Annotated in this window: 9 protein-coding genes; 5 read left to right on the top strand and 4 right to left on the bottom strand. The window is 66.0% G+C overall.

The annotated features are described in order from the left end of the window. Window positions 1-19 precede the first annotated feature (19 nt). From ACGFZ2_RS02810 to ACGFZ2_RS02795, 4 genes are all read right to left on the bottom strand, one after another. Window positions 20-2,047: an NB-ARC domain-containing protein gene (locus ACGFZ2_RS02810; protein WP_393449453.1), complete on the bottom strand. Its 2,028-nt coding sequence runs from the start codon at window positions 2,045-2,047 to the stop codon at window positions 20-22. Window positions 2,048-2,681: 634 nt separating this feature from the next. After that, window positions 2,682-3,824 (bottom strand): restriction endonuclease subunit S, encoded by a 1,143-nt coding sequence (locus ACGFZ2_RS02805; RefSeq protein WP_393450213.1) that lies wholly within the window; start codon window positions 3,822-3,824, stop codon window positions 2,682-2,684. A gap of 113 nt (window positions 3,825-3,937) precedes the next feature. Further along, on the bottom strand, window positions 3,938-5,899 hold the full coding sequence (locus ACGFZ2_RS02800) for an N-6 DNA methylase (protein WP_393449450.1): 1,962 nt from the start codon (window positions 5,897-5,899) through the stop codon (window positions 3,938-3,940). A gap of 116 nt (window positions 5,900-6,015) precedes the next feature. Beyond that, entirely contained in the window at window positions 6,016-7,953 is a 1,938-nt protein-coding gene (locus ACGFZ2_RS02795) for an N-6 DNA methylase (protein WP_393449447.1), read from the bottom strand. A gap of 106 nt (window positions 7,954-8,059) precedes the next feature. Between ACGFZ2_RS02795 and ACGFZ2_RS02790 the strand changes: the two genes are divergently transcribed. The 5 genes from ACGFZ2_RS02790 (at window position 8,060) to ACGFZ2_RS02770 (ending at window position 11,457) form a co-directional block, all read left to right on the top strand. After that, a complete protein-coding gene (locus ACGFZ2_RS02790; RefSeq protein ID WP_393449444.1) occupies window positions 8,060-8,590 on the top strand; it encodes a DUF4352 domain-containing protein in 531 nt (176 codons plus the stop codon). 87 nt (window positions 8,591-8,677) lie between these two features. Further along, window positions 8,678-9,172 (top strand): hypothetical protein, encoded by a 495-nt coding sequence (locus ACGFZ2_RS02785; RefSeq protein ID WP_393449441.1) that lies wholly within the window; start codon window positions 8,678-8,680, stop codon window positions 9,170-9,172. Window positions 9,173-9,207: 35 nt separating this feature from the next. After that, window positions 9,208-10,026, top strand: a complete 819-nt coding sequence (locus tag ACGFZ2_RS02780) for a ribonuclease HI (RefSeq protein ID WP_393449438.1) — start codon at window positions 9,208-9,210, stop codon at window positions 10,024-10,026. A gap of 27 nt (window positions 10,027-10,053) precedes the next feature. After that, the gene (locus ACGFZ2_RS02775; RefSeq protein WP_393449435.1) at window positions 10,054-10,980 is read left to right on the top strand and encodes a hypothetical protein; all 927 of its coding nucleotides are present in this window, start codon (window positions 10,054-10,056) and stop codon (window positions 10,978-10,980) included. 78 nt (window positions 10,981-11,058) lie between these two features. After that, on the top strand, window positions 11,059-11,457 hold the full coding sequence (locus ACGFZ2_RS02770; protein ID WP_393449432.1) for a DUF4190 domain-containing protein: 399 nt from the start codon (window positions 11,059-11,061) through the stop codon (window positions 11,455-11,457). Window positions 11,458-11,466: the final 9 nt, after the last annotated feature.

The raw sequence follows: 11,466 nt of genomic DNA, 5'->3' as shown, positions 1-11,466 counted from the left end.
AACACTTCGCACAAGTTATCTAGCCGAGCCAGCGAACACCCTCGGCTCTGTAGCCCCTTGGATGGCTTCGATTCGGACTGAATGCCACCGAGGTGCCCCCACCGATATATTCCCATTCGGTAGAATCAGCGAGGTCCCTAAGATGGTAGAAATAGTCATGGCCAGCGTAGGTAACGAAGCCGAAGTATTTATCGGAAATAAACTTCACTGTTCCGACGCGCCGCTCGAGCCAGCCTTGGTCGACAATATTTAGCTTGTCGTACAGTTGGCTTTGGAAATCCCGAGCCTTCCGCACGACGAAGTTCTCATCGGAAAGTTCGGCTATTTCGGCGCAAATCAATCCAAGTTGAACCATCCGATCGCGCGATTCGTCTACCAAAAGCCCTACGGGCGCAATCTTGGCCAACTCGGCGCCCACTTCCAACGCATGCAGCGAGCTATCGAGGTTTCCCTTATCGCGGTCAGAGATTGCCCAGTAAACTGCGGCCCGGAACGCGGTTATGACTGCAGGCACCAGATCGGGTTGATACGGCGAACCGGTCGAGAGAGCATGCTCGGCAACTTGAATTGCAGAGACATAGTCTTCCAAACGGAGATGAGCCCACGCAATCTGATTAATGATCGCGGTATGGGCATCATCTACGCGCGCTGCAGCTTGGAGGAGTTCCAGCCCTCGAGCAGGGTAATCCCCTTGGTCCAGGAGAAAGCTACCGAAGAAGTAGTTAAGGGTCGGTGACAGTGGAGCAAGTTCGTGGGCCCGTTCATAGGCGGCTCGCGCCCCGCCGAAATCACTGCGGAGGACTTGAATGTGGGCCTCCACCCGCCACGCCTCGTGATACGTAGGAGCAAGGAGTTGAGCCTCACGGCAGTTCGACAGGCCCTCATCCGTGTTCCCACGGGCCGCAGCTAGGAGCGCATCCCGTAGCAAGCGGGCAACGTTGAAGTCGCCCGTCCCCCGAACATCAACCGTTTCCGGCGAATAAGGGCTCGCCGAGCCTTCCGCACGCAGGTCTGCGCCAACGCTGTGAAGCTGTTGATGACGCCGAATAAGCTCAGCCCTGTCGAGCGCAGAAACGGGGTGCCGACTATCCAGATATTGCTTGCCGAAGTCCGTGAGCTGGTAAGTAGTGTCAACTATCTCGGAAGCATTCGTGCTCTGACTTCGCATCTGGACGAAATTTGTCGTGATTAGCTCGAGCAACGCTGCCTGCATACGAGTGGCAGAGAACTCGGTTAAGAATGCGAGTTCGCCCTGATTGCGAGCACCCGGCAGGACCTGCATGCAGCGGAGTACGTTTTGCGCGTCCGCCTTCAGGTAGCCGTAGACGTTTGACATGCAGAAATCCAAGAGGAGTGCATTTTCGGAGACAAGATCCTCGGGCCTCTTCCCTGCTTGGACTCCAGCAACGAACCATTTAAGATACGCCGGATGCCCGCCCATCTTCCTCACGAAACCCTGAATCATTTCGTTCGGCATCTCGGTAAGCGCCCGCGCTCCGCGGATTCCCGCAACGGCGCGTAGGAGGCGAGCACCTTCATCTTCGGATAGGGCCCCCAGGCTTACAGGATTCTCGATACCGAGCCCGATCCTGCTGGTGATGATGACCTTACTGCCAAGCGGCAGATCGAGCAGAAAGTTTCGGAGCCGTTGATCCAGCACCGTTTCAAGGTTGTCGAGAATAAGTAGGATGCGGAAGTTCTCAAGGTAGTCGAGCACTTCCTCTACGGGATCAGTGCCGGGCCCGAGAACGCCCAGTTCTTCCGCTGCTCGAGTGAACAGCCCCAACGAGTCCTTGATCGCACCGCTAATACGTCGAATCTCGTCTGGAGTAAGGACGGTCGCCTTAGCACTGACCCAAACGAAAGCGTCAAATTGTACGGCTTCGTCATCAAGTAAATCATAGGCAGCCTTCAGCGCAAGAGACGTCTTCCCAATCCCTCCCTCACCAAGAACGGAAACGACAGGGTACGCCCCTTTGATGGCCCTTTTAATCCGGATCAACTGCTGCTGGCGACCAAAAAATCCTGTCTCGTCGAAATCCGGCACCGGTAGATTATGTTGAGGACTGCGTGTGGTGTCGATGGGCAAGTCGATCTTAAGCCCAAGGACGTAGGCAGGATCCTGTTGGAGTCTCCTACGGGTCTCCGCAATGGTCGTCCAGTGATTTCCGCTCCGATCAACCAACTTTCCTACAACGTCAAGCAGAGCTGGGAGATCGTCGATCTCCATTGGCCGAGTATGCGCGACTCGATTTCGGATCGCCGCAATACGGCCAAGTGCGGGCGCAAGGTGGGCTAGTTTCTCCAAAACAGCAGGCGCTAGGTCAGTTTTTCGCCCCAGCAGGACCTCGTAGCTGTCAGCGAAGTCAAGATACGGCAGGAGCGCAACCTCCGATCGAGCAGCCGCCTTCCCATGATCCCTGGCTCGCCGCTCCTGGGCCTTGGACGCAATCACGGGTGGCAGGATCGCGTCTACTCCTTGGCCCCCATGAAGGCTCTCGACCTCCAGGCGTAGGTCCTCCTCAAGAGCCGAGATTAGGGCAAAGCAGGTAAGCCGAGCCGCACTAAAGCTCACGACCGCCCCCATCCTTGCGATGGAAGTCGCCTCTCTGGAGAGAGCCGCCCCCCACCGAGCCAGCCCAAACTCCGCTGACGGTGACAAACGCTCATGCGAGACCCCCTTATACCGTTGTAAGGTCGATCTGCCCGGTTACTGCTTCCGTAATCAGCGCCCGACGCCGCTCAGCCAGCAGTCGGTCCTGCTCCTCCATGCGGCTCGTTGCTTCGTCGATTGGCTGTATGGCCTTGTCGATCTCTGCGACAATGCGTTGCTGCTCAATCATCGAGTGTCTGGGTATGGGCATTGCTTTCATGGCAGCGACGTTGAAGTGGGACTGAATGGTGCCGACCGCAAACTCCGCCACTCGCCGTTTCGCGTAACTGGAGTTCAGCAGGTATTCGGCGAACCTCGGAACGAGGGACGGCCCGGGCCGAACGATGACTAGGTCGACGCAGTTAGCACCATCGAACTCGGGGGGCACGACTGCGGCAGCACCGGCCTGACCAGTACGCACTACAACCAAGTCGCCAGATTTAAGCCGGCTCTTATGGTGCGCGAGGTGCCCCTCCGGGCTGATCTGAACAAGATTTGTTGCGTCAATTCTTCCCGGCTTAACGTTGATACCCCGTAGCGCTGGTACGCCACCACTCTCCACATACCATGCAGCCGGTGTAACTACAATTCCAACCGTAACAGCGTCGACGATGTGCTTCAGGGGGACCAGCCCATCGCTAGCGCCCCTCTCGTGGGCGACCAAGCGCTCAATGATTCGTTCACGCTTGACCTGGAAGAGCGCCTTGGTCCGACCACGTGCTGCACGAACCTTATCAATGCGCTCTGTTTCCGCATCGAGGAAGTCGGCAATGCGCCGCTGATCCTCAATCGGCGGAACTGGGACCGGTGCGGATGATAACCGCTCGCCAACGAGCTCAATCTGGTTAGTCGCTCCAACGATGAGAGCGGAGTAGATGTAGTGCTGGAACGGCTCGGAGGAAAGGTAGTAATAAGCGTATCGGGGATGGAGCACGTCCGGCCGCACCCGGATCCTGGTCACATGGCCGTCGGCCATCGCAACCCGACTATCGGGAGTGCCTGAGAAGTAGCCCACCCGGCCCAAGGTGCCTCGCCCCGTCGAGTTCACTAGGATGTCACCCGACCGCAAAAGCCCCTTTAGTGCCGAAGGATCTCCACCGGTGGCATGGAAGCGGGCCCGGCTCCAATCAAGACCCCCGGGCTGGTTAACGGCCTGGCTAACGGCCCACACCGGCCCGTCGTCCGCATAGTCCGGCGCGGAGCCTCGATTGATAGAACGGACGGCGTGTTTCAGCGGCCACCAATCCCACGAGGTCGGGGTCCGGAGCCCGGCAAGTCCAATGCTCACCTCGTCACCTCGCGAAGCAGGGTCTGAATCTCAGCTTCAAGCGTCGTGATCTCGGCGTCGATCTCAGTAAGTGGGCGCGGAGGTTCGTAGACGTAGAAATGCCGCGTAAAAGGGATCTCGTACCCGATCTTTGTCTTCGTCTCGTCAATCCACGCGTCCCGGACGTGGGGCAGCACCTCTCGCTTGAGGTAGTCGTGGATGTCCTCGTCCAGCGGCACGTTCTCGTTGTCCCGCAGGTCAGCGTCCGGCAGCGGCTTGCCCTTGCGGTCGGCCTGCACCTCTCCTTCCGGGTCGCTGACCGAGAACGCCTCCCACACCGCCTTCTCCACCGGCGCCGGCAGCTTGCCCAGCCCGTTCAGCTTCATCGCGAACTCAGCCCGCGTCGCAGACGACGTACCGATCAGCGACTTCGCCGCCGCCAGCAGCGACTCCCGCTCCGCGTACTTGAGGACCGGCTTCGCCTCCGCCAGCAGGGCGACCGTCTCCTCGGTGACCTCGAAGCGCAGCCGCAGCGGGCGCTCGACGGTGATGCGCTGGTAGCCGAAGTCGGTGGTCTTGAAGACCTTCACCTTGGCGTACTGCGGGTGCTCCGGGTCATCTGCGATGGACAGTGCCCCGACGTACGCCCGGGTCAGCTCGGCGATGTGCTCTTCGGTGAGCATCTTGCGCTTGTCGCCGAGGCTCTTACGCATCTTGGTCCAGTAGTCGCGGCCGTCGAGCAGCACGACCTTACGGCGGCGGGCCGGGTCCTTGCGGTTGGTGAGAATCCAGAAGTACGTGGAGATGCCGGTGTTGTAGAAGAGCTGGTCGGGCAGCGCGACGATGCCCTCCAGGAGGTCGTTCTCCAGGATCCAGCGCCGGATCTCCGACTCCCCCGAGCCGGCGGCGCCGGTGAACAGCGGCGAGCCGTTGAAGACGATCGCGAGGCGACTGCCGCCATCCTCGGGGCGCTTCATTTTCGAGATCATGTGTTGGAGGAAGAGCAGCGAGCCGTCGTTGATCCGGGGCAGGCCGGCACCGAAGCGGCCGGCGAAGCCGCGGGCGTGCTCGTCCTTGATGAACTTCTCGACCTTCTTCCACTCCACGCCGAACGGCGGGTTGGCGAGCATGTAGTCGAAGCGCTCGCTCTCGTGGCCGTCCTGGCTGAACGAGTTGCCGAAGGCGATCTTCGTCGGGTCGCCGCCCTTGAGCATCATGTCGGAGCGGCAGATCGCGTACGTCTCGCCGTTGAGCTCCTGCCCGTACACCTCGACGGTGGCGTGCGGGTTGTGCTCCTGGATGTGGTCCTGGGCCTCGCTGAGCATGCCGCCGGTGCCGCAGGCTGGGTCGTAGATCTTGCGGACGATGCCGGGGGTGACCAGGTCGTCCTCGTCGGGAGCGAGCAGCAGGTTGACCATCAGCTTGATGACCTCGCGCGGGGTGAAGTGCTCACCGGCGGTCTCGTTGCTGATTTCAGAGAAGCGTCGAATCAGATCCTCGAAGACGTAGCCCATCTGGTGGTTGGAGACCACATCCGGACGCAGATCGACGTCAACGAAATTGGCGACCACCTGGTAGAGCAGACCGGCCTCGGCAAGCCGGCTGATCTGGGCGTCGAAGCCGTACTTGTCGAGCACGTCGACCGCGCCGGGCGAGAAGCCGCCGATGTAGGCACGCAGGTTGATCGCGACGTGGTCCTGGTCGCCGAGCAGCTTGCGGAAGGACATCTCGCTGGTGTTGTAGAACGACAGACCAGCGGCCTTACGCAGCACCGGATCCATGTTCTGCACGCCGAGCTGCTTGAGCTGGGCGTGCTTGGCGAGCACCGCATCCTTCGTCGGCTCCAGCACCCAGTCCAGGCGGCGCAGCACGGTCAGCGGGAGAATCACGCGGCCGTACTCGGAGCGCTTGTAGTCGCCGCGGAGCAGGTCGGCCACGTTCCAGATCAAGTCCGTGAGCTCTTGGTGCTTGGTACTCACCAGGTTCCTTTCGATTGCCTCAAGTGAAGGAGTATGGCCGGTGCGCCGGGGCGGTGCAGTCCACCACCCGGCCGGACGGGGAGCCCGTTTCGTCAGCAGGGACGGCGATTGGTCCCTTACCTGCTCGGTCGCTTACGGCTCGACCGCTGCTCAGCCTGGAGTGACCCCCGCGCGAGGCCGTCCGCGGTGAGCTGGACCAGCTCGGCCCCCAGCGACGCCGCCTGTCGGATTGCCGACTCGAAGGCGTCGAGGCGCCGGAACGCCTCCCCGTGCGCCCGTTGCTCGTCGAGCGGCAGGCGCCGCACCTGGGCTCGCCGGATGTCGAAGCGGAGGGTCCCGGAGAGGCTCGACGCCTGCTTCTCGTTGGCCGAGGTGCGCAGTTGCCCGGCGAGAAACCACGGGTCGAGCGCCGCCGGGTTGGTGCGCAGCAGGTAGAGGTTGCGACCGAGCAGGGCTCCCTCGGCGGTGATCACCCGAGGCGTGAGCGTGCGGGCGATCATCGGCACCACGACATCGCCCACCGCCAGGGGGATCTCCTGGCCGAGCCGGTTGTCGGCCTGGCCGGAGGCGTCGACGCCGGCCAGCACGTCCTGCACGGTGAGCACCGGCGCCCCACCGGTCGATCCGCCACCATCCGTGGACGAGTTGACCCGGATGGGGCCGATCAGCTGCAACGCGCCGCTGCGGGCCAGCTCGGCGACGGTGACGACGAGCGGCGCTACCCCGTCGGGCACGGGCGTGACCTGCGGCATCAGCGCCGGCAGGTCGCCGACGATGGCAACCAGCCGCTCTCTGGTGCGTACCAGATGCTCGCCGCTCTGCTTGCCCCCGACGGCCGGTTGCCGGCGGGCGGGGGTGAGGTCGACCTCCTCGTCGAGCAGCTCGATGACCGGCACCGCGCGGGCGAAGCCGACCTCCTCGATCTCGGCGTCGGGTGCAGCGGTGAAGGCCCTCCAGGCGGCAAGGACCCGCGCGGAGAGGTCGGGAAGGTCGCCCTCCGCGGCGTCGACCAGCAGCGCCCGCGCCGGGGCGGATGCGTCGGCCGTCGGCCGTCGCAGCACCCACAGATGCAGCGGTACGCCGTGCGGCGCGGCCACACCGCTCGGGAGCGCGATGACGGCGCGCAGCGCGCCGCGGCGGAGCAGTTCGGCTCGGATCCGCCGGCCCGCGCGCCGCCCGGCAGCCGCCGGCGGCATCAGGATCACGGCGTGCCCGCCGGGGCGGAGGTGGGCCAGCGCGTGCTGCACCCAGGCCAGCTCCGGCTCGGTGCGTGGCGGGACGCCGTACTCCCAGCGCGGGTCGTAGCCGAGTTCCTCGTTGCCCCAGTTCGTGACGCCGAACGGCGGGTGGCAGATGACGGCGTCGACGGTGCGGCCGGCGAACGCGTCGGCGCGCAGTGAGTCGCCGGGGCACACCTCGCCGGGCACCTCGCGCAGGGCGAGCCAGAGCCCGGCCAATCGGGCGAGGTCCTCGTCGAGTTCCTGCCCGTACGCCGCGACACAGCCGGCCCGGACGGCGGCCCGCAGCGTGGCGCCGGACCCGGCGGCCGGATCGAGGACGGAGCCGCCGCCGACGCCGGCAAGCTCGACCATCAGGTCGGCCAGCTCATCCGGGGTGGCCCAGGGACGACCCGGAGCGGGCGCGGAGAAGCGCTGCCACAGCTCGTCGAAGGCGGTCTGCGGCCCCAACTCGTCGGCGAGCGCGTCGATTTCCGGTCGCAGGTCGGCGACGACGGAGGTGTCGGTGTGTCCACGGCGTGGTCGTCCGCCGCGTTGCCCGGCGAGCAGCAGGGCGCCGACGGCGGCCAGCCCGGTCGCGGGGGTCTCCCCGACGGCGGCGAGGTGGCGCCAGAGCCGGTCGGCCCGGGACAGCTCGGGGAGTTTGCCCTGCCGGCGCAGCCACCGCTCGACCTCGGCGAGGTCGAACTCGGGGCTGGCCGTGGTGCCACCCACCGGGGCCGGGAAGTCGGGATGGCGTTTCCGCCAGTTGCTGACGGCGGCGCGACCCACCCCGGCGAGCCGGGCGATCTCCGCCGCCGTAATGGTCGGGTTCACCTGCACCTCCGAAGTGTGTCACACCCGTCAAGCATCATGTCCGTTGACACGGTTCACAGATGATGTTCTCATTGACGCCGCCACGGTTCACACCAGGAGGATTTCGATGCGCAAGACCACCACGCTCGCCCTCATCGCCACCGCCGTCGTCGCGCTGGGCTGCAGCTCCGGGGCCACCGACAGCTCCAGCGGCTCCGGCAGCGACAGCGGTGCCAAGGGCGACGACAAGCCGGCGAAGACCGCCAAGATCGGCCAGCCGGCCCGCGACGGGAAGTTCGAGTTCACGGTCAAGTCGGCCAAGTGCGGCGTGACCAAGGTCGGCACCTCGATGCTCGGCGACAAGGCCCAGGGCCAGTTCTGCCTGGTCACGATCAACGTCAAAAACATCGGCAAGGAGGCGCAGTTGCTCGACGGCAGCAGCCAGAAGGCCTACGCCGCGGACGGCACCGAGTACTCGTCCGACACCGAGGCCGGCCTCTACGCCAACAAGGACCAGAGCACCTTCTTCGAGGAGATCAACCCCGGCAACCAGGTGACCGGCGTCTTCGTCTTCGACATTCCGAAGAACGTCAAGCTCACCAAGCTCGAGCTGCACGACTCGATGTTCTCCGGCGGCGTCACCGTCGCGCTGAGCTGACCTCTCGCATTCGGTCGGGGCGGGTGATCCGCCCGCCCCACTGCCTCCGACGCAACCCCCACCCGTCAGCCAACAGCGGAGACCGCCATGACCGACCAGACCAACCCGATACCGGCGCACCATTCCCAGGAACCGCGCAAGTCTGCACAACCCGGGATGCCGTTCATCCCCGAGACCTGGCCCACGCAGCCTCGACGGAGGCGCCGCAGTGTGCTGATCGTGGTAGCCGCGGTGGCCCTCGTAATCCTGGCGACTGGCATCGCTTTCGCACTCGTCAACCGGCAGTCCCCGCTCGAGGCGGCCCGCCAGGTGTGCGGGGCCGCGTCGGACGACTACGCGAGGTTGGGTGACGACGGCAGCACGTTGACCCTGCGCAGCCTCGGCAAGGAAACCAGCGGCCTGAGCCTCGACCAGCTCGAGTGCTACTGGTCCGAACTGGAGATGCCGGACTCCGTGCGAGCGGAGGTCGAAGCGACCAGGGCGCTGGACGGACGGCGGTCCGGCGAGTGGGACGGAATCCGCGCCTCGTGGAGTTACCACCCGGACAGCGGCGTCCAGATGGTCTTCACGCTCGCGGACTGATCACCACCTACCCACTCCCACGTCAAGGAGGCGTTGTGCGTCGTGACGAGTTCATCCACGCCCTGGAGTTGCTCCCCGGTCCGCTGCGCGAGCGCGCCTTCGCGCTGCGCACCTACGTACGGCTGACCCGCTGCCCGGACTGCCAGCTGATCGGCGATGCCGTGAAGCTGTCCGTCACCGCGGCCCACTACGACGCGTTCGCCTCGGCCGGCGAGCTGCTCGACTCCGCCGAGCGGCTGGCCGCTGAGCACGGCACGGCCTGCCGGCCGCAGCCGCAGCAGCAGCGGGGCCGCGGCCGGGTGGGCCGCTGGGCGGGCGCGTCCGCGACCCTGGTCGCCGCGACCGACGCGAGTTGGAAGGGCTGCGCCGGCGGCATCGGGTACGTCGTCAGCGACGGCCACTACGGCCTGCGCGGCCGGCGTACGGGCCGGATGGACCCGACCGGCGCCTCGCGGGTGCTGGTCGACGAGTTGCGGGCGGTCGAGTTCCTGCTGTCGGCGTACGACGCGGTGCCGGCCGGCATGACGGTGCTGCTGGACAGCCTGAGCGCCCTGCGGTACCTGCACCGCTGGCAGGGCGGCGACACCACCGCCATGCCGGCCGGCTACAGCCTGCGGCCGCGCCGGTGGTCGGACCAGCCGACCCTCGTACGGCTCGCCGAGCTGGTGGGCCAGCGGCCGGACCTGTCGTTCGCCCACGTGCGGGGGCACAGCGGGCACGCCCTCAACGAGGCCGCCGACGGCCTGTCGCACATGGCGCGCCGCCGGGTCGGCGAGCCCTTCGACGTACGCCCGCGGGCGCACGCCCTGGCCGACGCGTTCCTGCGCGACTGGCACGCCGCCGTCGCGTCCTGATCCCCCACTCTCACGCCTGGAGACGTCATGCTCCTCCCCCGCCACACCACCGCCGTTCAGTCGCCGGCCTCCTCGCTCCTGCGTCGGGCCGGGTCGCACCCGCTCACCCGCCGGGTCGGCGTCCCGCTGGCCACCGCCGCGCTGACGGCCGTCGTCCTGGCAGGCTGCGGCGACGACCCGACGGCCACGGGTAGCGCGTCCACGCCCTCGGCCAGTCCGTCCGCCACCGCGAGCCCGTCCCCGACGCCCAGCCCGACGCCGCCGCCTGACCGGGACGGCGACGGGATGCCCGACGGGCTCGACCCGTACCCGGACGACCCGAAGAACGTCCCCCAGCAGGGGCCGATCACCGTCTCGTGCGACACCGGTCAGGGCTGGGATTCCGCACTCACGATCTCCCCCGGCGCGGACGGGCGCCCTGACTTCAGCCAGGTCTGGCCGGCGAAGCCGAGCTCGTGCGAGGTGGAGGGGACGGTCGCCATCTTCACCGCCACCGAGCAGGCCGCCTACAAGACGTCCGGCTACGACGACCAGGACATCTCGACGCTGTACGAGATCTGCGCCGCCGTCGACCCGGACGACGTCTACGCCGAGCCGGGGTTCGCCGCCAGTCCTGCGCAGATTGCTGAGAGAAACGGTGCCCTGACGCTCTGCCCGAAGCACCCGTACGCGAAGAAGTGGCGTGAGGCGGTCCGGCGCGGCCAGGCCGACGTCAAGCTCGAGGCGGAGGGGCGGCTGTTCGGGCCGGGCACCTTCCGGGTCGGCAAGGAGACCAAGCCGGGCACGTACGTCGCCACCGACGTCGAGGGCTGCTACTGGGAGCGGCAGAACAGCTCCGGCCGAATCATCGACAACTACTTCACCAACAGCGCCCGGCGGGTGCAGGTCACCATCCGCTCCTCGGACTACGCCTTCAGCTCTGAGAGGTGCGGCGAGTGGCGTCCCGCCCGCTGAGCCCCTGGTTGACCCAGCGGAACGACTCCAACTCCACGGCACGCGCCGCACATCCGTCCAGCGCAGACAGGAGCCACCGTGACCCACCAGTCCGGCGACGACCCGTACCGGCCGTCACCGCCGGTGCCGGCCCTTCCCCCGCCACCAAGCCCGCGCCCGCCGTACGGCTACCCGGCGGCCCATGTTGTCGTACAGGTGTCGCCGACCTCTGGCGTCGCCGTAGCGTCGATGGTGCTCGGGATTCTCGGCGTCCTCGGCGGGTGGTGCCTGTTCGGGTTGCCGTGCCTGCTCGCCGTCATTCTTGGCCACGTCGGTCTGAACGAGACCCGCAACAACGCGAAGTCGGGCCGAGGCATGGCCGTCGCGGGCCTGGTCCTCGGCTACGTCTTCGTCGCCCCGATGGTCCTGCTGACGGTCATGGTCTTCTTCGGCGGGCTGATCGGCGCGGCCACCCCCTCGACCACCCCCGCCCCCTGAGTAAAGGAC

Source organism: Micromonospora sp. NPDC048063, from assembly GCF_043202855.1.
In the GTDB taxonomy this organism is placed as follows: Bacteria; Actinomycetota; Actinomycetes; order Mycobacteriales; family Micromonosporaceae; genus Micromonospora.
This window is presented reverse-complemented; position numbering and strand designations above follow the sequence as displayed.

Excerpts from the sequence above, each read along its gene's own strand:
- ACGFZ2_RS02790 (WP_393449444.1), top strand. The coding sequence starts at position 8,060 with ATGCGCAAGACCACCACGCTCGCCCTCATCGCCACCGCCGTCGTCGCG.
- ACGFZ2_RS02785 (WP_393449441.1), top strand. The coding sequence starts at position 8,678 with ATGACCGACCAGACCAACCCGATACCGGCGCACCATTCCCAGGAACCG.
- ACGFZ2_RS02775 (WP_393449435.1), top strand. The coding sequence starts at position 10,054 with ATGCTCCTCCCCCGCCACACCACCGCCGTTCAGTCGCCGGCCTCCTCG.